Raw genomic sequence first — 21633 nt, 5'->3', positions numbered from 1 at the left:
TGTTATTATTTTTTTTTCATTTAACCCTCTAATCCACAAAAACAGTCTCAAGTTCTTTTCCAAAATCAGGCATGGAAATACCTGTAGTATTGGTTAAAACAGTAATAACAACTTCTTCTTTTGGATACACAATTAATATTGTTGAAGCACCAACGCCACCACCCGTATGGTAATATTTAGGCGTACCATTTTTAGAAGTTTCAACCGAAAACCCAATGCCATAACCTGTGCGTTCACCTGTTTTTAAATGTTGTGATGTAATAATTTCTAACAGCGCTTCTTTAGACACTATTTTAGGAAAAATTATTTCGTTTCCAAACTTTATAAGATCTTCAGAAGTTGATAAAAATCCGCCACCAGCAACCTTGTATTCATTGCAAACAGGACTCGCTTGAATGTGCCTTTTTAATAAGGAGTTTTTATAAAAATGTGTACAGTTTGGAACGATAACATCCGATGCATCCTTCATGGAATGCGCCATATTAAGCGGTTTAAAAATGGAATCGGTCACAAATTTATCAAAAGGTAAATTGGTAGCTTTTTGCATGACTTCGCTGAGTAAAACATATCCTAAAGAACTGTAGTTAAATTGAGTTCCAGGTTCAAATAAAAGCGGGTCGTTTTTAAATAAGTCTAATCCTTCGGTAATGCTCATTTTTTTGTTTAGTGCATACTCTGTATTGTCTTTATAATGTCTAATACCAGCTAAATTACCGCCCAATTGCCTAATGGTGATGTCGTATTGTTGCTTGGGGTAATCTGGCACAAAGTTGTAGATGCTAGAGTCCAAATCAATGCGTTTATCATCTAGTAATTTAGCTAAAGCAAGTGCTGTAATAGATTTTGAAATGCTGGCGATTCTAAAAATAGTGCTATCTGGATTTACGCGTGTTTTTGGTTTTCTTTTTGAAAATCCAAAGCCTTTAGACCAAATAAGTTCGCCATGTTGAGACACCGAAATAGACATGCCCGTAATACCGTGTTTTCGTAGAAATTTTTTAGCAAGTTTTTTAGCGGTTCTTGTTTTAACTTCTATTGGGTTTTCGGTGGTTTGTGTAAATCCTATAGCGCTTAAAAGGAGCATTATAGAGGCAATAATTCTTTTCATTAAATATATAACTATTTATAAATTAAATATTTGTTTCTGGTTTTTTTAAAGGTTTCTAACCCTTGTTGCCAAGAGTCTTTTATTACAGCTTCGGTTAAACCTGCTTCAATTTGTTGCTGTAATTTTTTTGTACCTGCTAATTTTGTAAAAAAGCTATTGAAAAAATCGGTTTTACTCTTAGTGTTTTTATAAGCCGAAATCAACCAGTTCAAATGAAGTTCAGACAGACTTTCTTCAGCAGATAAATTCATTCCAAAACATATTTTGTCTTGATGTGGAGGGTATTTGGCACCTTCGTTGGGCTTTGGAGTAAAACTGTATTTGAAGAAGCTGTTATCTAAAAACGGACTTCCAAAAACTTGAAACTGTTTATCTGTACCACGACCTACACTTACATTGGTGCCTTCAAAAAAACATAAGCTTGGGTATAGGTTTATGGAGGTGTCATTTGGTAAATTCGGACTTGGTTTAATAGGCAAACTGTAGCTTGTTTGGTGTGTGTAGTGTTTAATAGGGATTACCTTCAATTCACATTGAACACCATTTTTTAGCCATTTTTCACCATTTATCATTGTAGCATATTCACCAATAGTCATGCCATGTACCACAGGAATAGGGTGCATGCCTACAAAACTTTTATGTTCCATTTCTAAAACAGGACCATCTATATAATGTCCGTTAGGGTTGGGGCGATCTAAAATCAATACAGGAATGTTGGCTTCGGCGCAAGCTTCCATAACGTAATGCAGCGAAGAAATATAGGTGTAAAAACGTGCGCCCACATCTTGGATATCAAACACCACGATGTCTATATTTTTAAGCTGTTCGGGTTTTGGTTTTTTATTATCGCCATAAAGAGATATTATTGGGACGCCTGTTTTGGTATCAATACCATCTTTAATATGTTCGCCCGCATCGGCAGTACCTCTAAAACCATGCTCTGGTGCAAAAACGTTCTTGACGTTTATTTTTAAAGCAATTAAAGAATCAACCAGATGCGTGTAGTTTGGATTTTGGGTTTTGGATTTTGGATTTTTCTTAAAAATTACTGAAGTTTGATTAGCCACTACGCCAACACGTTTTCCTTTCAATAGCGATAAATAAGCATCGGTTTGGTTGGCACCAACTATGGGGTCGAGGTTTTGGATGTTAGGTTTTTGTTCTTCCGTCTCTTGTCTTTTGTCTTCCGTCTTCTCCTTATAAAAGTTTCCGCAAGAAATCATTACCAAAACAAATAATAAAACTGTATTTTTGAAAACCTTAAACCGCATCATATATTTTGAATTTCGAGTATTTTTTAGCTAAACGCATTATTGGTAGTAAAGCGTATAAAAGTAGTGTTTCAGCACCAATAATAAAAATTGGTATTGCAGCTATTGCTATTGGTATTGTGGTCATGATGGTTGCCATTGCAACAGGTATTGGCTTGCAGCAAAAAATACGCGATAAAGTAGTAGCGTTTAATGGTCATGTTACTATAACGAATTACGATAGCAACAATTCCCAAGAAAGTTTAATGCCCGTACCAAAGAAACAAGATTTTTACCCCAAGTTTAAATCAGTTGAAGGCGTAAAACATATACAGGCGGTTGCTACGAGGTTTGGTGTTATTCGTACTGAAACCGATTTTGAAGGCGCCTACCTAAAAGGCGTTGGAGCCGATTATAATTGGGAATATTTTAAAGAATTTTTAATAGAAGGCAAACTACCCGATTATACCAAAAAACGAAACGAAGATGTTTTAATATCGCAGTATTTGGCAAACCGTTTGGGTTTTAAAGTAAACGATACTTTTCAAATGGTATTTCCAAAAGACGATACCGAAAAGCTCCCAAACATCATCACCTACAAAATAGTAGGTATTTACAATTCGGGCTTTCAAGATTTAGATGCGCAATACCTTATAGGCGATATCCGCCATATTCAGCGCATCAACCAATGGAACGACAACCAAGTTGGAAATTTTGAAGTGTTTATAGACGATTACGACCAACTGCCCCGTAAAGGCATCGAAATTTACCGCGCCACCCCATCAACCCTAAACACCCAAACCATAACCGATAAATATGCCTCCGTTTTTGAGTGGATAAGTATTTTCGATAAAAATATCTACGGCATCATTGGTATCATGATTTTGGTAGCAGGCATCAATATGATAACCGCCCTTTTGGTTTTAATACTGGAACGCACCCAAATGATAGGTATTTTAAAAGCTTTGGGAAGCAATAATTGGAGCATCCGTAAACTATTTTTGTACAATGCCAGCTACCTTATACTTTTAGGGCTGTTCTGGGGTAACCTTATAGGTTTAGGGTTGCTATTGGCACAAAAATACTTCAAACTATTCCCGCTAGACCCTAGTGTATATTACGTAACCGAGGCTCCTGTTTACATAAGCCTAGGCTACATTATAGCCCTAAACATAGGCACCATGCTACTATGTTTACTTATGTTGTTGGTACCCTCGTATATCATCACCAAAATATCGCCAGTAAAAGCCATCCGTTTCGAATAGTTTTTTGGGGGTTCCCTGTCGGGTCGGGCTTGGAACCCTGAGCGCAGACGAAGGGTTACAAGTCCTCGCTCGTACCTCGCTGTGGGCTTTCCATTGCAATCCCTAACACACCAGCACCAATGTACATAGTTATGTTTTAAACATCATGGGGAGACACAAAGCCATTTGCTCATTATTTAGTGAAAAGCAGAGGTTTTTTTGTAAGTGAATATTTACTATATTCGTAAATATATAAAATTAGATATAAGCAATTGTTTTTATTTATCATTGTAGCTAATTTTGCCAAACCGAAAACATGCTATAAAATAGAAAATGAACGAGAATAAATTTATCGAAAAGTTTCAACGAAAAACTGATTCGGAATTAGAATATATTTTAGAGAATAAAAAAAGTTATAACGAACAAGCTGTTTCTGCCTCAATCCAAATTTTAAGAGAACGTAATGGAGAATCATCGCAATTAAAAAGCATAGAAAAAGAAATTGAAATCGAAAAAGAAGAAAAGGAAATAACTCAACGAAATTCAGTTGAAGAGAATAAAAAGAAAAATAATAATACCGACGATCCAAATGCTCCTGAATTACATTCCAAAAAAGTAATTATGGTTTTCTCTGGACTTTTTTCATCCATATTCGGAGCAGTTTTGTTAATGTACAATATGAAACAAACTAATAATAGAACAGGTCGAATTCAAGTCTTGATTTTTGGAATTTTATATACAATTGCAACTTTATTAGTTGTGAATTTAATGAATATTGGAGGAAACATTGCAATGATTTTTAATATTGCAGGAGGTGGAATTTTGACAGAATATTTTTGGAATAAATTTATTGGAAAAGATATTGAGCATAGAAAAAGAAGCTGGATTAAACCGGCAATAATATCTGTTTTAATAACAATACCAATATTTTTAGCAGCAATTTATGGACAATAAAAACTGCTTACAACAAAGAAAAGCGCTAAAAACCAATCCCTACATTACTTCAACAAGCAACAGACTACCATATTTAATACCCCGCTTGTTATTTACATGAAATACTCAAAGCATATACTTTAAATAATTAATGAATTAACTACATTTGCACTCGCAAAAACCAAAAATGTGGTTCTTGTATCTTTAATTTAATTATCTAAAGTAATGAAACGAGCATGTTGAAAACTATATCATTTAAAATAATGATTAATAGCGAACAGCATGTGTTCTTTATAAATCAATAAATTTATACACATGAAAGCAGGCATTGTAGGATTACCAAACGTAGGGAAATCAACCTTATTCAATTGTTTATCAAACGCTAAAGCGCAAAGTGCAAACTTCCCGTTTTGTACCATAGAGCCTAATATAGGTGTGGTAAATGTACCGGACAAACGTTTAGAAAAATTGACTGAGTTGGTAAACCCTGTGCGTGTACAACCAGCCACTGTGGAGATTGTTGATATTGCAGGTTTGGTAAAAGGCGCCAGTAAAGGTGAAGGTTTAGGAAACCAGTTTTTGGCAAACATTCGCGAAACCGACGCTATTCTACATGTATTGCGTTGCTTTGATAATGATAATATTGTACATGTTGATGGCAATGTAAACCCCATTCGCGATAAGGAAACCATCGATATGGAACTCCAGCTTAAAGACCTTGAAACCGTTGATAAGAAACTTGAAAAAGTAAAACGTGCTGCTAAAACGGGTAATAAAGACGCTCAAAAAGAAGAAGCTGTTTTGTTACGAATTAAAGAAAATTTAGAAGCAGGTATTTCGGTACGTGCATTGGAATTTACAGAAGATGATTATGAAGATTTTGTAAAACCATCGCAATTTATTACTGAAAAACCGGTGATGTACGTATGCAATGTAGATGAAGGTTCGGCAGTATCGGGCAATAAATATGTAGAATTGGTAAAAGAAGCTGTAAAAAACGAAAATGCCGAAGTTTTGGTATTGGCAGTTGGTACAGAAGCCGATATTAATGAGTTAGACGATTACGAAGAGCGTCAAATGTTTTTACAAGATATTGGGTTGGATGAAGCAGGTTCTGCTAAATTAATCCGTTCAGCTTACAAACTATTAAAGCAGCAAACTTATTTTACCGCTGGTGTAAAAGAAGTACGTGCTTGGACCATCGATATAGGTGCTTCTGCGCCACAAGCAGCAGGTGTGATCCATACCGATTTTGAAAAAGGTTTTATTAGAGCCGAAGTTATAGGGTATGATGACTATGTAGCCTATGGTAGTGAAGCCAAAGTAAAAGAAGCAGGTAAAATGCGCGTTGAAGGTAAAAATTACATTGTAAAAGATGGCGATGTGATGCACTTCCTATTTAACGTATAGTTTTTTTAGATAGTTAGAACGTTAGATTTTTAAAAGCTTCGCTTTTAGAAGGTGTTTGCTTGAATACGTCATTGCTAACGCAGAGAAGCAATCTGTTTAATTTGGAAATAAAATAATGTCTAAAATAGAAATCAATTCCCTTATAGATGCAGATATTGAAATCTGTTTTAATCTAGCAAGAGATGTTGATTTTCATAAAGAATCACTTAAACACTCCCATGAAAAAGCTGTAGCTGGAAAAACTTCAGGATTGATTGGTTTGGGTGAATGGGTTACTTGGGAAGCCAAACATTTGGGTGTAAAGCAACAACTAACTTCAAAAATAACAGAATTTGAATATCCCAATTATTTTGTAGATGAAATGGTTTCAGGTGCTTTCAAGTCGTTTCGACACGAGCATTATTTTCGCAAAAACAACAGAAAAACGTTAATGATAGATGTTTTTTATTTTGAATCTCCCTTTGGTTTATTAGGAAAATTAATAAACTGGTTGTTTTTGAAAAAGTATGTACAAAATCTTTTGACAACCCGAAATAAATTTTTAAAAGAACAAGCTGAATCTCTTTAGTTTTTAATTTGGACATCGTAATTTCTTCCTACATTAAAATCTTACAATTTTAGCAACGGTTATATTCGCTTTATGCAATCTAAAAAACAATTTATTTCAGGAATTTTAATAGGGATTTTAGGCATCGTTCTATTTTCATCTAAAGCCGTTATGGTAAAATTGGCGTATCAATACCAAGTAGATGCGCTAAGCCTGTTATTGTTGCGTATGGTTTTTTCGTTTCCATTTTACATGCTTATGGCCATTATTTACAGCCGAAAGGAAAACCCTGATAGCGTTGTTAAAAGCGATTATTATTGGCTTGCCTTTTTTGGTATAGTAGGCTATTATTTGTCCAGTTATTTTGATTTTGTAGGCTTGGAGTATATAAAAGCCAGTTTGGAGCGCATTATATTGTTTTTGTATCCAACCATCATAATTATTTTCAACAAGTTGTTTCTTAAAAAGCCAATAAATTCAACACAAGCACTGGCTATATTTTTAACCTATATTGGCATTGTTATTACCTTTTGGGGCGAAGTGGTTATTTCGGGTACCGATACTTATATTGGCGGTTTTTTTATTCTACTTTGTGCGTTAACCTATGCGTCTTATTTAGTGGGTAGCGGTTGGTTGATACCAAAGTTTGGGGTGGTTAAATTTACATCCTATGCTATGGTTGTTTCGTGTGTTTGTGTGTTTATCCATTTTGGTTTGTTTTCTAAGGTAAATATTTTTGGTTTGCCATGGGAAGTGTATTTATTAGGGTTTTTAATTGCTATTTTTGCTACGGTTATTCCATCGTATTTGGTATCGGAATCCATAAACCGTATCAACTCATCAAATTTTGCTGTTATTGCTGGTTTTGGACCTATTTCAACCATTATTTTAGCTGGTATATTTTTGAATGAAGTGCTTACTTTGTTGCAATTGTTTGGTGCTTTTGTAGTAATTTTTGGTATCTTGTTGGTGTCTATAAAAAAGGAAAAAGCCAGTAAATAGAGGTTCTCAACAAAAACGGAACCATATTGTTAATTACTTTGTGCAAAGGCAGTTTCTTTTTTTATGCGGTTGTATTATATTAGCGACCAATCACGAAATTTTACTCAAAATCTATGGCTGAATTAACCAATTACACCGAAGATAATATACGTTCATTAGACTGGAAAGAGCATATCCGTATGCGTCCAGGGATGTATATCGGTAAATTGGGTGATGGTTCTTCGCCCGATGACGGTATTTACATCCTGCTGAAAGAGGTTTTGGACAACTCCATTGACGAGTACGTTATGGGAGCAGGAAAAACCATTGAAATTTCCATTCAAGGGAGTAAGGTAACGGTTCGAGATTATGGTCGTGGTATTCCATTAGGAAAAGTGGTAGATGTGGTTTCTAAAATGAATACCGGTGGAAAGTACGATTCCAAAGCATTTAAAAAATCAGTCGGACTTAATGGGGTTGGAACCAAAGCGGTAAATGCGTTATCTTCATTTTTTAGGGTGGAATCGACTCGCGATAATAAATCCGCTTCTGCCGAATTTGAACAAGGTAATTTAATGAATCAGGATTTATTAGACGATACCTCACGCAGGAAAGGAACGAAAGTATCCTTTGTTCCCGATGATACCATTTTTAAAAACTATAAGTTCAGAAACGAGTACATCGTTAAAATGCTTAAAAACTATGTGTACCTAAACCCAGGTTTAACCATTGTATTTAATGGTGAAAGGTATTTTAGCGAGCATGGACTTAAAGATTTATTATCTGAAAACATTAACGAAGGCGATAGAGCATACCCCATCATTCATTTACGAGGTGATGATATTGAAGTTGCCATTACACACAGTAAAACACAATATAGCGAGGAGTACCATTCGTTTGTAAACGGTCAAAACACCACACAAGGAGGTACGCACTTAAACGCGTTTCGTGAAGCTTTTGTAAAAACCATTCGCGAGTTTTATGGTAAAAACTACGATGCTTCCGATGTCCGGAAGTCGGTTGTTTGTGCTGTAGCCATCAAAGTGATGGAACCTGTTTTTGAAAGTCAAACCAAAACTAAATTAGGTTCTACCGATATGGGTGGCGATTTGCCAACCGTAAGAACCTATATTAATGATTTTCTAAAAACCTATTTAGATAACTATTTACACAAAAATCCAGAAACAGCTGAGAAAATTCAACGTAAAATATTGCAAGCTGAACGCGAGCGTAAAGAACTTTCTGGAATTAGGAAACTGGCAAAAGACCGTGCGAAATCGGCCAGTCTTCATAACAAAAAATTACGCGATTGCAGAGTGCATTTTGGCGATACTAAAAACGAACGAAATTTAGAATCAACCTTGTTTATTACCGAGGGAGATTCGGCTTCTGGAAGTATCACAAAATCCCGCGATGTAAACACCCAAGCAGTTTTCAGCTTAAAAGGAAAACCTTTGAATTGTTATGGTTTAAGCAAGAAAATCGTTTACGAAAACGAAGAATTTAACCTATTACAAGCAGCTTTAAATATAGAAGAATCGTTAGAGGACTTACGTTATAACAATGTGGTTATTGCAACGGATGCCGATGTGGATGGGATGCATATTCGGTTACTATTGATAACGTTCTTTTTGCAATTCTTTCCAGAAGTTATAAAGGAAGGGCATTTGTATATTTTACAAACGCCACTGTTTCGTGTAAGAAACAAAAAGGAAACCATTTATTGCTATTCTGAAGAAGAACGCGTCAATGCCATTGAAAAACTAAAACCAAAACCCGAGATAACCCGATTTAAAGGACTTGGTGAAATATCGCCTGATGAATTTGTGCATTTTATTGGCGAGAATATAAGATTAGACCCCGTAATGTTGGATGATAATATGTCTATTGAAGATTTGTTGTCATTTTATATGGGTAAAAATACACCAACCCGTCAAGAATTCATCATTGATAATTTGAAAGTTGAATTGGATGTTATAGAGGACAATTAAATTCCTACTAATACATAAATCTCAAAAAAAATGAGAATAAATTATCTATTGAAATCTATAAATTTGGGCAAATAGTAACGTTACACACAACTAAATTAAAAGAAAAATATTTCTGCGAAAGCAGAAAAAATAAAAATTACAGTAGTATGCTTTATAATAAGAAGAAAAACACGGATGTTAAGCGTAGTTATGATCATTTGTCGATTGTTAATCATAAAATAGTAGCAATAAAAAATGCAAGAAAGTTAGGTAAAACTAAACTTAACGGAGCCCCTAAAAACAAAAGAAGTTAATGATTGAAGAAGGTGACGATTTAATTAACGACCAAGACGAGCCAAAAGAAACCATTACCCGTGTTACGGGCATGTATAAAGATTGGTTTTTGGATTATGCATCGTACGTTATATTAGAACGTGCTGTTCCTGCTATTGAAGACGGTTTTAAACCCGTACAGCGCCGTATCATGCACTCTATGAAAGATTTAGATGATGGGCGTTACAACAAAGTAGCCAATATAGTGGGGCATACCATGCAATACCATCCACATGGAGATGCTAGTATTGCCGATGCCATGGTGCAAATTGGTCAGAAAGATTTATTGATTGATACCCAAGGGAACTGGGGAAATATTTTAACAGGCGATAGTGCTGCAGCATCGCGTTATATTGAAGCGCGCTTATCTAAATTCGCTTTAGATGTTGTTTACAACCCTAAAATAACCGAATGGCAAGCTTCATACGATGGAAGAAGAAAAGAACCGATTAACTTACCGGTTATGTTTCCGTTGTTGTTGGCACAAGGTGGCGAAGGTATTGCGGTTGGACTTTCAACTAAAATATTACCGCATAATTTTATCGAATTGATTGATGCTTCCATCAAACATTTACAAGGAAAACGCTTCACCATTTTACCCGATTTTCCAACAGCAGGTATTGCCGATTTTTCCAACTATAATGATGGTTTAAGAGGGGGTCGTGTTCGTGTACGTGCCAAAATATCGCAGTTGGATAAAAACACCTTGGTTATTACTGAAATTCCTTTTGGTACCACCACATCGTCGCTTATAGATTCTATTCTTAAGGCGAATGATAAAGGTAAAATCAAGATTAAAAAAATTGAAGATAATACGGCCGCTGAGGTTGAGATTTTAATACACCTTCCGTCTGGTTTATCACCCGATAAAACCATTGACGCGTTATATGCCTTCACCAGTTGCGAATCGTCCATTTCACCTTTAGGTTGCGTTATTGAAGATAATAAACCTCTGTTTGTTGGTGTAACAGAAATGTTGCGTCGCTCTACCGATAATACCGTTCAACTTCTAAAAAGCGATCTGGAAATTAAGCTCGATGAGCTGGAAGAACAGTGGCATTTTGCTTCATTGGAACGTATTTTTATAGAAAACCGTATTTATCGTGATATTGAAGAAGAAGAAACTTGGGAGGGCGTTATTAATGCGATTGATAAAGGTTTAAAGCCCCATATCAAACATTTAAAACGCGCTATTACTGTTGAAGATATTGAACGATTAACCGAAATAAGAATCAAGCGTATTTCAAAATTTGATATTGATAAAGCACAACAGAAAATAGAAGCTTTAGAAGATCAAATAGCCGAAATAAAACATCATTTAGCGAATCTTATTGATTATGCCATTGCTTATTTTACGAGGCTTAAAAAAGAATATGGCGCAGGTCGTGAACGCAAAACGGAAATCCGCACCTTTGATGATGTAGATGCTACCAAAGTTGTTATTCGAAACACAAAACTTTATGTGAATAGAGAAGAAGGCTTCGTTGGAACCTCCTTACGAAAAGACGAATATGTTTGCGATTGTAGCGATATAGACGATATTATTGTATTTACCAAAGATGGTAAAATGATGGTTACCAAAGTAGATGCCAAAACCTTTGTAGGGAAAGATATTATAAATGTAGAAGTGTTTGATAAAAAGGACAGCCGTACTATTTATAATATGATTTATCGCGATGGTAAAAGTGGTCCGTCTTATATAAAACGCTTTTCGGTTACGGGAATTACACGTGATAAAGAATACGATTTAACCAACGGAAACAAAGGTTCCACGGTATTGTATTTTTCTGCAAACCCGAATGGAGAAGCTGAGGTTGTTAGCATTTTGCTTCGTCAAGCGGGAAGTATAAAAAAACTGAAATGGGATATTGATTTTGCCGATATTTTAATAAAAGGCAGAAACTCTAAAGGAAACTTAGTTACCAAATACCCTGTTAAAAAAGTAGAGTTGAAAGAGAAAGGTATCTCAACTTTAAAACCACGTAAAATATGGTTTGATGATGCTGTTCAAAGGCTGAATGTAGATGGTAGAGGCGAATTGTTAGGTGAGTTTAGAGGTGAAGACCGCATCTTGATTATCAATCAAAAAGGGATTGTAAAAACCATAATTCCAGAAGTGACTGCGCATTTTGATAGTGATATGATTGTGATGGAAAAATGGATTCCTAAAAAGCCTATTTCTGCTATATATTATGATGGTGAAAAAGAGAAATACTTTGTAAAACGCTTCTTAATTGAAAATGAAAATAAAGAAGAGTGTTTTATAACATCTCATGATAAATCGAATTTGGAAATTGTTTCAACCGATTGGATTCCAATGGCTGAAATTGAGTTTACTAAAGAACGTGGTAAAGATCGAAAAGATAATTTAGTAATTAATTTAGAAGAATTTATTGCAGTTAAAGGTCTTACAGCTTTAGGAAACCAGTTAACTAAAGAAAAAGTAAACCAAATCAATTTATTAGATCCGTTGCCTTATGAAGCTCCTGAAGAAGTTCATGCCGATGATTTAGAAGTTGTTGATGAAGAAGATGTTTCTCCAGATACAGATGGAAATACAGATGAAGCTAATAAAAACAGTAATGATTCTGATTCTGATGAAGATAAATTAGATGATAAAGGTCAAACCAAGTTGTTTTAATAACCTTATTTTATGATTTTCAGACTAATAATAATTGTACTTCTAGCTTTAATAGCCTACTATTTGTATCGTATTTACAAAGGCAATAGAAATTATTAGATCTTAAAAATATCAAAAGGAAGTGTTTTAAAAACACTGACCATTCTTTGTTCGAGCGCAGTCGAGAACTTTATGTAGTTAACATGTAAAAAAGGTTTTGACTGCGCTCAACCAGACACAATATTAAGATTCAGTACGTTTCTTATTCCTCTTTTGAATCCTAAAATTCAAAAACTCCACAAAAAGCGAAAACGCAATAGCAAAATACAAATAGCCTTTTGGTATGGCACCAACCTCATTGCCAAATAGTTTGGTATGCGATAGGTGAGCAGCTTCAGTAATTAACATAAATCCAATTAAAATTAAAAAAGCTAAACCTAAAAGTTGCATACTTGGGTGTTCGTTTATAAAACGGCGTATGGGGTTTGCAAAACCAATCATCACAATTATTGAAATAACTACGGCAATAATCATTAACACCAAATTGTAATTATGGTTGGGGTGCAAACCGTTGGTCATTCCTACGGCAGTTAAAATAGAATCGATAGAGAAAATAAAATCGATTAACATAATTTGCACGATGGCTTGCGATAAGCTTTTGATTTTTTTTCCTTTTACAGCATTTTCATCATGGTTTGGTAATTCTACTTTTTCATGAATTTCTGAAGTGCTTTTGTAAATTAAAAATAAACCACCTCCAAATAAAATAATTGCTTGCCAACTTATGGCTATATGGATCCACGACAGTTCAATAGTATAAAAAGGTTCTTTCAAACCAATTAAAAAAGTAACGAAAAACAATAGAATAATACGCTGTATCATGGCTAAAAGCAAACCAATGGTTGTTGCTTTCGATTGTTGATGTTCGGGTAGCTTATTGGCGGCAATAGATATAAAGACAATGTTATCTATGCCTAAAATAATCTCTAAAAAAGTAAGTGTTAAAAGTGCCATAATGGCGTCGCTGGAAAGCAAAAAATCTATCACAATATAAAAATTTAGTACGTAAAATTAATTAAAATTTATACGCGCTATTATGATTTAACACTAAATATTTGAAGTTTTATTTAATTGTTTTTTAATTTTTTCTATAGCCGCTTCAATAGATTTTTCAGGTTCAATAATGTTGTATTCGCCCCAAAAAGCAGGGTCTTTAAACCCTGAGGTTTCATCTGCTAAAATAGTAGTTGGTTTTAGCATGTGTTCTTTGGCTTTAATTAAATTGGGGTTGCTAATGCGCCAATCGGTAATAGCCATTTCACTGTTTAAGGTATATACGCTATTGAATAATTTGCCCTTCCAATTCACTTTAAACGTTAGTAAAATATTGCTATAAGCATAATGCCATTTCCCGTCTTGAGTACGGTAATTTACGCGGTAGGTGGCCTCGGTAGGATATACATCTACTTTTCTTGGTTTTTTCCTAATGTACATTTCGCTGGATAGCTCTTTGTTTTCCACATTCAATCTAAAAACGGCATTGGTTAAGGCCAAAGTTTCAGCATCTATATAAAGTTTACCATAGTACAAAGGTTCTTTAATGCTTGGTTTTTGTTTAAAATTGACAACGTATACGGGCTTGTTGTTTACTTGTGTTGACTCGCCAAAATCAAAATCATATAAAACAATGTTTTCATTTGAAAAAATGTATTCGGGGTATTTTATAATATCGGTGTATAAATTTGAAAACGGACCTCCTTGTAGTTTTACGGCTAAGGTATCCAAACGTGTATAGTCGGTGCTTTTTCTTGCTTTAATAAGCTCAATAGCATCGTTTTTAAAATTGCTATAGGGCTGTTTGTGTATTTGCACCACAGCTTCTGATAGTGAGGCATTTCTTCTTCTTTTTTTAATGGTTTCACGATAAAATGCCGTCATTAAGGCATTGTCGTTGTTATAGGCGTTGCTTCTATTTTTTAGGGTCTCCCTCAATAATGTTTCGGCATCTCTATACGTTTTAACTTCAACTTCGTTTAATTCGGTAACCGCAGGAAACAGTTTGATTTTTGAATGACCATTTAACTCTGAAATTTTCATTTCCTTTTTTTGGTATCCCAAATGGGAAAATGTTATCAATTTAGATGCAAGAGAATCTGGTATTTTTAGAGCAAACTCACCATCGGAGTTGGTTATGGTGCTAATGTTTGAGTCTTTAATAGTGATATCGGCAAACACTAAGGCATCGTTTGAATTATCATCTACAATTTTCCCTTTAATCTCAATAAATCCTGTTGAGGTTTGTGCAATAATGTATTGCATGCCACTAAAAAAAAGAAGGCAGGTAAGTATATACAGAAAAAAGCGTTTCATTTTCATGATGTATTGATAACTAAAGGTTTAGTTAGTATTAAAATACGAAAAAAAACGTTTGATTGTGTTTTTTATAGTGAATTATGGAGTTAAATTATTGTTAATGAAAGTTTAAGGGTGTTTTAAAAATGTAGAAGGACTTGTATATCATCTCCATTTGTATGTGAATGCAAATAACTGATATTATGGATTGGTCTAAATTCTTAACGTATTTTTTGGATTTCAAAAAACAGAATAACTGTATATTTACACTTTAAATCTCACTATTTATATGCCAACCGATTGTATTTCATTTAAAAAAACAGGATATTTTTCTTCACTTATTTGTGATTATTTAGATGAAAAACCAGAATTGAAGCCTTTTTATAATCGATTCCCTAAGCTTGAAAATTTTAAATCGCAGATTGAAGAGAAAGCCCGGTCTTTTAAAGCGCAGTCGAGAACAGTTTTAGTCGATACATTAAAAAAGCAATACCAAAGCATTGAAACTTCTGAAGCTACCTTAAAAAACATTGAAAGTTTAAATTCAGAAAATACGTTTACCGTTACAACAGGGCATCAATTAAACCTGTTCACGGGGCCACTTTATTTTCTTTATAAAATTGTATCGGCTATCAATCTTTCAAAAGAATTAAAAAACACATACCCTAATTATAATTTCGTGCCTATTTATTGGATGGCAACCGAAGACCACGATTTTGAAGAGATAAACTATTTCAACTTCAAAGGAAAAAAAGTGCATTGGAACAAAAATGCCAGTGGTGCTGTGGGCGAATTATCTAACGAAGGTTTAGAAGCAGTTTTCAATCAGTTTTCTTTGGAATTGGGCACTACTAAAAATGCCACTCATTTAAAAACACTTTTTGAGGAAGCCTATCTAAATCATGATAGTTTAGCCAATGCCACGCGTTTTTTAGCGAACGAATTGTTTAAAGCGTACGGTTTGGTCATTATAGATGCCAATGATGCCGCATTAAAAAAACAATTCATACCATTTATGGAAGATGAATTGCTTAACCAAACCTCTTTTAAAAAGGTATCAGAAACCAATGAACAAATAAACGAATTATCAAATTATGGTATTCAAGTAAACCCACGGGAAATTAATTTGTTCTATATAACCGAAAATTTAAGAGAACGCATTGTTTTTGAAGAAGGTGTTTACAAAGTCATCAATACTAATATAACTTGGAGCAAGAGTGAGCTGCTAAAAGTGCTCTTAGAGCACCCGGAAAGGTTTTCACCTAATGTTATCATGCGTCCTTTATATCAGGAGGTTATTTTGCCTAATTTGTGCTACATAGGTGGTGGTGGCGAGTTGGCATATTGGTTTCAACTAAAACAATATTTCAATCGGGTAAACGTGCCATTTCCTGTGTTGTTATTAAGAAATTCGGTGTTGATACAATCTGAAAATCAAGCTGAAAAACTTCAAAAGTTAAACATATCAAAGGAAGATATTTTTCTAAAGCGCACTACCTTCATCAATAAAAAAGTAAGAGAGATTTCGAATATAGACATTGATTTTACAGAACAAAAGCAACATTTAAAACATCAATTTGAAGCTTTATATGAATTGGCAAAACAAACCGATAAATCATTTTTGGGCGCCGTAAAAGCACAGGAAGTGAAGCAGTTAAAGGGATTGGAAGCTTTAGAAAAACGACTCCTTAAAGCCCAAAAAAGAAAACTATCAGATCAGGTTTTAAGAATGACAGATTTACAAAACGAATTGTTCCCAAACCAAAGTTTGCAAGAGCGTAACGCCAATTTTTCTGAGTTTTATTTGGAATATGGCGAATCGCTTATTCCTAAACTCATAGAAAACTTAGAGCCTTTAAAAGGCGAATTCACGCTGTTGAAAATTTAATTAAAAAAATCGCAAATCATAAATCGTAATTCTAAAATCCTTGTTATTTTTGCGCATGCAACATGATAAGGTACTTATTTTAGACTTCGGATCGCAATACACACAACTTATTGCCCGTAGAGTTCGAGAACTCAACATTTACTCCGAAATACATCCATTTAACAAAATTCCAACCAATTTTCAAGAGTATAAAGCCGTTATACTTTCAGGAAGTCCAAATTCTGTAAGAGGAGAAAATGCTTTACACCCCGATTTAACAAACATTAGAGGCGAAAAACCTTTATTAGCGGTTTGTTATGGTGCCCAATATTTGGCGCATTTTTCAGGTGGTGAAGTAGCTCCGTCAAATACGAGGGAATATGGTCGTGCCAAGTTGGCTTTCATTAAAGAAAACGAAGCTTTTTTCAAAGGTATAAACGTTGGTAGTCAAGTTTGGATGAGTCATAGTGATACTATTAAATCTTTGCCAACACATGGTGTTTTAATAGCAAGTACCCACGATGTTGAAAATGCAGCGTATAGAATTGAAGGTGAAGAAACTTATGCCATTCAATTTCACCCAGAAGTGTACCATTCAACCGATGGGAAAAGACTCTTGGAAAATTTTTTAGTAACCATAGCAAACGTAAACCAAGATTGGACACCCGATTCTTTTGTTGAAGAAACCGTAGCCGCCATACAGGAAAAAGTAGGTAATGATAAAGTGGTTTTAGGACTTTCGGGTGGGGTAGATTCTACCGTTGCAGCCGTTTTATTGAATAAAGCCATTGGCAAAAATTTATATTGTATTTTCGTTAATAACGGATTGCTTCGTAAAAACGAATTCGAAAACGTATTAAACCAATACAAAGGCATGGGGCTTAACGTAAAAGGCGTAGATGCTTCACAACGTTTCCTGGATGCTTTGGCTGGTATTGAAGACCCAGAATTAAAACGTAAAGCCATTGGTAATGCGTTTATTGAGGTTTTTGATGATGAAGCACACCAACTTATCGATGTAAAATGGTTGGCACAAGGTACTATTTATCCAGATGTTATTGAAAGTGTTTCGGCTACTGGTGGTCCTTCAGCAACCATTAAAAGTCACCATAACGTAGGTGGTTTGCCCGATTTTATGAAACTTAAAATTGTAGAACCGTTACGCGCTATTTTTAAAGATGAAGTAAGACGAGTTGGTGCTACTTTAGGCATAGATCCTGAACTTTTAGGGCGCCATCCATTTCCAGGTCCAGGTTTGGGCATTCGTATTTTGGGCGATATTACTGCCGAAAAAGTACGTATTCTGCAAGAGGTTGATGCTATTTTTATTAATGGTTTGAAAGCATGGGGACTGTATGATAAAGTATGGCAAGCAGGTGCAATGCTTTTGCCGGTAAATAGTGTTGGCGTTATGGGTGATGAGCGTACCTACGAAAAATGCGTAGCACTAAGAGCTGTCGAAAGTACCGATGGTATGACTGCCGATTGGGTAAATTTACCATACGAGTTCCTCCAAAAAACTTCAAACGACATCATAAACAAAGTTAAAGGCGTTAATAGAGTCGTTTACGACATCAGTTCAAAACCACCAGCAACCATCGAGTGGGAATAAATTCCTGCGAAAGCTGTAATCTTTTGATATTAAATAAGTTGTTGGATAAACAAAATTTATAAGTTATATTTATTGCGTTAAGTCGTCTTATTTTAATAAATCAAACGTATATGATTAAGTCAGAACAAAATGTTTTTTGGCATGTTATATGCATATAGAAAAATACCGTTTGGTTCTTAACGCAATTAAAAAATAGATTTACATGATTAAATTCTTTTCCGTTTTATGTTTAACATTCATCTTTAATGTGAATGCTCTAACTGCTCAAAACTTCAGCACCCATCAAGTAAAAAAAGGCGAAACCATTCATGGAATTGCTTCTCATTACGGCGTAACCACTTCTGATATTTATGCCTTAAATCCAGATGCTAAAAAAGAATTAAAAGCTAATACCATATTAATAATTCCTATTTCCAAAGCGAAAAAAGCAGAAGTTGTTACTACACAAGAATTGGTAGGCTATAAAGAACATAGAACCAACAGAAAAGAAACCTTATATAGCATTGCAAAACAGTACGATGTAACCGAAGAGGATATAAAAAAGTACAACACTTTTTTATACGCCAATACACTAAATAAGGGAGATAAACTTAAAATACCTGTTTTTAAAATTACCAAGAAAGAATCTAAAGCAGCTACTAAAGCCTATATAGTGAAGCCGAAAGAGGGTAAATGGCGTATTGCTTACAAATTTGGAATTACTGTTCAAGAACTTGAAGATTTAAACCCAGGTATGGGCGAAGCATTACAGGATGGACAACAAATATATGTGCCCAATAAAGATGGTGAAGAGGTAAAAGAGGTAGACGAAAAATACAGCTATTACAACGTGTTGCCAAAAGAAGGGTTTTACCGTTTAAAACTAAAATTAGGCTTAGAACAAGATGAATTGGAAGCTTTAAATCCGGAATTGAAAAACACTGGTTTAAAGGAAGGTATGGTTTTAAAAATACCGTATACAAATAATTTGAATCTAGCGGGTGAACCAGTTGCGAAAAAAACAAGTTTGGAAAATAAAATAACCAATTTTGATACGAAGCATATTGCGGTAATGTTACCTTTTAGAACCAACCGTGTTCAATTCGATTCCATTGCCCATATAAAAAGCAGCATAAAAAAAGACCCATATTTAGATGCTTCACTTGATTTTTACACAGGTGTTTTAACCGCTTTAGATTCCCTAAAAACCTTAGGTGTTTCACTTAAAGTGGATGTGTATGATACGAACTATCAAGTAAGTGATGTATTAAGGATATTGAAAGATAATAACTTTAAAGATATTGATGCCGTTATTGGACCGTTAACGTCTGATACGTTTGATAAGGTAGCTTCTGAATTACGTGATTATCATGTACCAGTAGTATCTCCCATAGGCACAAATTTAACATTGTACGATAACGTTTTTCAATCTAGACCTTCAGATGACTTGTTAAAAGACAGAATTATAAATTTTGTAAAAGCCGATTCTTTAGAAAAAAATATTGTTGTGGTTTCAGACACAAAAAATGAAGCAGTAGCGAACAGTATTAAGACTACGTTTGGTTATGCAAAATCTGTTTACTCCAGAAAAGGGAAAACGGGTAACGATTTAAATTTCCTTTATGTTGAAGATATACGAAGCACTTTAAAACCAGGTAGAAATTATGTGTTTTTAGAAACGCAAAGCGAAGGGTTTGTATCAAACGTTGTCAGTATTTTGGCGTCTTTAAATAGTGCCACTACCGAAATTATTTTGGTAACAAGCAATTTTAATGCAGCTTTTGAGGGTGACCAAGTATCAAACGACCATTTATCAAAACTTCAGCTTCATTTTGCAACCACATCAAAATCATACAGTGATAATGGAAGCAATTCGTTTGTAAAGCGTTACACCCAAACTTATAACACCACACCAAGTAAACGTGCCGTAAAAGGGTTTGATTTAACTATGGATGTGGTATTGCGTTTAGCTTCAGCAAAAGATTTATACATGTCTGTAAACAACGCACCTCTTACCGAGTATGTAGAAAACAAATTTGCCTACAAAAAGAAACTTATGGGCGGTTATTATAATGATGCCACTTATATAGTGAAGTATAAAGATTTAGAAATAGTTGAGGTAAAATAACCTAGGTGTTCGACAAACAATTCTTAATAGATTTAGCACATACCAAAATGCCTTTTGGCAAGTACAAAGATCGCTATTTAATAGATTTACCCGAGTATTATGTGGTTTGGTACCACCAAAAAGGCTTTCCTAAAGGCAAATTGGGCGATATGCTTAAACAAGTGTACGAGCTAAAACTAAACGGGCTGGAAGAGTTGATACGGAATATCAAGAAACAGTATCCAAAGTAGGTCATAGGGATGTCAATTAGTATTTTATGAACCGTAAAATTCCCATTATAATTCACGCCTAATTAGTTTGAGTTTTTTAAAGTCAAATTAACATCTATAGTGCATCGTTTTTATTCATTTTTGAAGCTATAATGCTGATAATGAATATTTGAATAAAGTGAAATAGCATAAGCGGAAGCAATATAACACCTACCGATACTGTATTTTGAAATAGTATTTTAGAAAAAACGGTACCATGTACGAGCGATTTTTTTGTACCACAGAATTGTGCTGTTATTCGGTCTTCCAAAGAAAAATTTAAATACATTGCAATTTGTTTGATAAGAAAAAACACCACAAAGAACAGTGCTATAATGGCAATGAAGATAAATAGTAAATCTGCAATATTTACCGAGTTAAAAACATGTTCCAAAAACGATTCAGCAAAACTTTTATAGATGATTAACAGAATAATGGCTTTGTCAAATAGAGTAAGATATTTAAGGTTTTTTCTAACAAAATCACCTAAATAGCGTTGTAAAGAGATCCCAATAATTACGGGCAATAAAATTTCGGTAAGAAGTTTTAGGTAAATGTTTCCTAAATCGAAGTGAGTGCTAGTTTTCTGTAAGAATAAACCAATCCAAAGAGGTGTAACAATAATACCTATTAACCCCGAAATACTAGCGTTAAATATAGCAGCAGGAATATTGCCCTTGGCAATAGATACCATAACCACAGATGATGATACAGTAGATGGAAGTGCCGCCAAAAACATAAAAGCCAACCAAATAGTATGGTCGTTTTCGTTAGCAATAAGTGGATAAAAACCCATAACAATTATTGGAAACAAAATAAAAGTGGATGCTTGCACTAACAGGTGCAGTTTCCAGTTTTTTAAACCTGTTTTAATTTTTTCGGGACTTAGTTTTAATCCGTAAAAAAAGAAAATAAGCGAAACACCAATGCTTCCAATTAGGTTTAAGGGTACGGGGCTATTTTTACTGCCCCAGTTAGGAAAAAAATATGCAGTAATAACAATGGCTATAATGGCTAGAACAAAACCGTCGAGTTTTATTTTCATTTATTC

General features: G+C 34.5%; 16 protein-coding genes. 11 read left to right on the top strand and 5 right to left on the bottom strand.

The features are described 5' to 3' along the window. Window positions 1-28: 28 nt before the first annotated feature. Window positions 29-1108, bottom strand: a complete 1080-nt coding sequence (locus tag ACGK9U_RS06395; protein ID WP_394465532.1) for a serine hydrolase domain-containing protein — start codon at window positions 1106-1108, stop codon at window positions 29-31. 11 nt (window positions 1109-1119) lie between these two features. After that, complete coding sequence (locus ACGK9U_RS06390) at window positions 1120-2379, bottom strand: exo-beta-N-acetylmuramidase NamZ domain-containing protein (RefSeq protein ID WP_394465574.1); 1260 nt, start codon at window positions 2377-2379, stop codon at window positions 1120-1122. Window positions 2380-2387: 8 nt separating this feature from the next. On the opposite strand from ACGK9U_RS06390, the gene ACGK9U_RS06385 reads away from it, so the two are divergent. The 7 genes from ACGK9U_RS06385 to ACGK9U_RS06355 all read left to right on the top strand — a co-directional run bounded on the left by ACGK9U_RS06385 (window position 2388) and on the right by ACGK9U_RS06355 (window position 12417). Further along, window positions 2388-3623, top strand: a complete 1236-nt coding sequence (locus tag ACGK9U_RS06385) for an ABC transporter permease (RefSeq protein ID WP_394465531.1) — start codon at window positions 2388-2390, stop codon at window positions 3621-3623. A gap of 312 nt (window positions 3624-3935) precedes the next feature. Next, entirely contained in the window at window positions 3936-4556 is a 621-nt protein-coding gene (locus tag ACGK9U_RS06380; protein WP_394465530.1) for a hypothetical protein, read from the top strand. Window positions 4557-4850: 294 nt separating this feature from the next. Then, window positions 4851-5945, top strand: a complete 1095-nt coding sequence (gene ychF / locus ACGK9U_RS06375) for a redox-regulated ATPase YchF (protein WP_394465529.1) — start codon at window positions 4851-4853, stop codon at window positions 5943-5945. Between the two features lie 115 nt (window positions 5946-6060). Next, entirely contained in the window at window positions 6061-6513 is a 453-nt protein-coding gene (locus ACGK9U_RS06370; RefSeq protein WP_394465528.1) for a cell division protein, read from the top strand. Between the two features lie 72 nt (window positions 6514-6585). After that, complete coding sequence (locus ACGK9U_RS06365; protein ID WP_394465527.1) at window positions 6586-7494, top strand: DMT family transporter; 909 nt, start codon at window positions 6586-6588, stop codon at window positions 7492-7494. A gap of 113 nt (window positions 7495-7607) precedes the next feature. Then, on the top strand, window positions 7608-9464 hold the full coding sequence (locus ACGK9U_RS06360) for a DNA topoisomerase IV subunit B (RefSeq protein ID WP_394465526.1): 1857 nt from the start codon (window positions 7608-7610) through the stop codon (window positions 9462-9464). A gap of 292 nt (window positions 9465-9756) precedes the next feature. Further along, the gene (locus tag ACGK9U_RS06355; RefSeq protein WP_394465525.1) at window positions 9757-12417 is read left to right on the top strand and encodes a DNA gyrase/topoisomerase IV subunit A; all 2661 of its coding nucleotides are present in this window, start codon (window positions 9757-9759) and stop codon (window positions 12415-12417) included. Between the two features lie 222 nt (window positions 12418-12639). Here ACGK9U_RS06355 and ACGK9U_RS06350 read toward each other — a convergent pair whose 3' ends face one another. Beyond that, window positions 12640-13443, bottom strand: a complete 804-nt coding sequence (locus ACGK9U_RS06350; protein ID WP_394465524.1) for a TerC family protein — start codon at window positions 13441-13443, stop codon at window positions 12640-12642. A gap of 60 nt (window positions 13444-13503) precedes the next feature. Further along, the gene (locus ACGK9U_RS06345; protein WP_394465523.1) at window positions 13504-14772 is read right to left on the bottom strand and encodes a carboxypeptidase-like regulatory domain-containing protein; all 1269 of its coding nucleotides are present in this window, start codon (window positions 14770-14772) and stop codon (window positions 13504-13506) included. Between the two features lie 265 nt (window positions 14773-15037). Between ACGK9U_RS06345 and bshC the strand changes: the two genes are divergently transcribed. From bshC to ACGK9U_RS06325, 4 genes are all read left to right on the top strand, one after another. Beyond that, window positions 15038-16636 carry a bacillithiol biosynthesis cysteine-adding enzyme BshC gene (bshC, locus tag ACGK9U_RS06340; RefSeq protein ID WP_394465522.1) on the top strand — a complete coding sequence of 533 codons (1599 nt, stop codon included), beginning with the start codon at window positions 15038-15040 and terminating at the stop codon, window positions 16634-16636. A 55-nt stretch (window positions 16637-16691) separates the two neighbouring features. Further along, complete coding sequence (gene guaA / locus ACGK9U_RS06335) at window positions 16692-18227, top strand: glutamine-hydrolyzing GMP synthase (RefSeq protein ID WP_394465521.1); 1536 nt, start codon at window positions 16692-16694, stop codon at window positions 18225-18227. A gap of 202 nt (window positions 18228-18429) precedes the next feature. After that, window positions 18430-20334 carry a LysM peptidoglycan-binding domain-containing protein gene (locus ACGK9U_RS06330; RefSeq protein ID WP_394465520.1) on the top strand — a complete coding sequence of 635 codons (1905 nt, stop codon included), beginning with the start codon at window positions 18430-18432 and terminating at the stop codon, window positions 20332-20334. A 5-nt stretch (window positions 20335-20339) separates the two neighbouring features. Continuing rightward, entirely contained in the window at window positions 20340-20564 is a 225-nt protein-coding gene (locus ACGK9U_RS06325) for a DUF3820 family protein (RefSeq protein ID WP_209654025.1), read from the top strand. 94 nt (window positions 20565-20658) lie between these two features. On the opposite strand, the gene ACGK9U_RS06320 is transcribed toward ACGK9U_RS06325, so the two are convergent. Next, complete coding sequence (locus tag ACGK9U_RS06320) at window positions 20659-21627, bottom strand: bile acid:sodium symporter family protein (RefSeq protein ID WP_394465519.1); 969 nt, start codon at window positions 21625-21627, stop codon at window positions 20659-20661. Window positions 21628-21633: the final 6 nt, after the last annotated feature.

Origin of the sequence: Mariniflexile sp. HNIBRBA6329 (assembly GCF_043558645.1) — a bacterium.
Taxonomy (GTDB): domain Bacteria; phylum Bacteroidota; class Bacteroidia; order Flavobacteriales; family Flavobacteriaceae; genus Mariniflexile.
This window is presented reverse-complemented; position numbering and strand designations above follow the sequence as displayed.

What these genes read in the sequence shown, in the direction of transcription:
- ACGK9U_RS06395 (WP_394465532.1), bottom strand. Translation starts at nt 1,108, where the DNA reads ATGAAAAGAATTATTGCCTCTATAATGCTCCTTTTAAGCGCTATAGGA.
- ACGK9U_RS06390 (WP_394465574.1), bottom strand. Translation starts at nt 2,379, where the DNA reads ATGCGGTTTAAGGTTTTCAAAAATACAGTTTTATTATTTGTTTTGGTA.
- ACGK9U_RS06380 (WP_394465530.1), top strand. Translation starts at nt 3,936, where the DNA reads ATGAACGAGAATAAATTTATCGAAAAGTTTCAACGAAAAACTGATTCG.
- ychF (WP_394465529.1), top strand. Translation starts at nt 4,851, where the DNA reads ATGAAAGCAGGCATTGTAGGATTACCAAACGTAGGGAAATCAACCTTA.
- ACGK9U_RS06370 (WP_394465528.1), top strand. Translation starts at nt 6,061, where the DNA reads ATGTCTAAAATAGAAATCAATTCCCTTATAGATGCAGATATTGAAATC.
- ACGK9U_RS06365 (WP_394465527.1), top strand. Translation starts at nt 6,586, where the DNA reads ATGCAATCTAAAAAACAATTTATTTCAGGAATTTTAATAGGGATTTTA.
- ACGK9U_RS06360 (WP_394465526.1), top strand. Translation starts at nt 7,608, where the DNA reads ATGGCTGAATTAACCAATTACACCGAAGATAATATACGTTCATTAGAC.
- ACGK9U_RS06355 (WP_394465525.1), top strand. Translation starts at nt 9,757, where the DNA reads ATGATTGAAGAAGGTGACGATTTAATTAACGACCAAGACGAGCCAAAA.
- ACGK9U_RS06345 (WP_394465523.1), bottom strand. Translation starts at nt 14,772, where the DNA reads ATGAAAATGAAACGCTTTTTTCTGTATATACTTACCTGCCTTCTTTTT.
- bshC (WP_394465522.1), top strand. Translation starts at nt 15,038, where the DNA reads ATGCCAACCGATTGTATTTCATTTAAAAAAACAGGATATTTTTCTTCA.
- guaA (WP_394465521.1), top strand. Translation starts at nt 16,692, where the DNA reads ATGCAACATGATAAGGTACTTATTTTAGACTTCGGATCGCAATACACA.
- ACGK9U_RS06330 (WP_394465520.1), top strand. Translation starts at nt 18,430, where the DNA reads ATGATTAAATTCTTTTCCGTTTTATGTTTAACATTCATCTTTAATGTG.
- ACGK9U_RS06320 (WP_394465519.1), bottom strand. Translation starts at nt 21,627, where the DNA reads ATGAAAATAAAACTCGACGGTTTTGTTCTAGCCATTATAGCCATTGTT.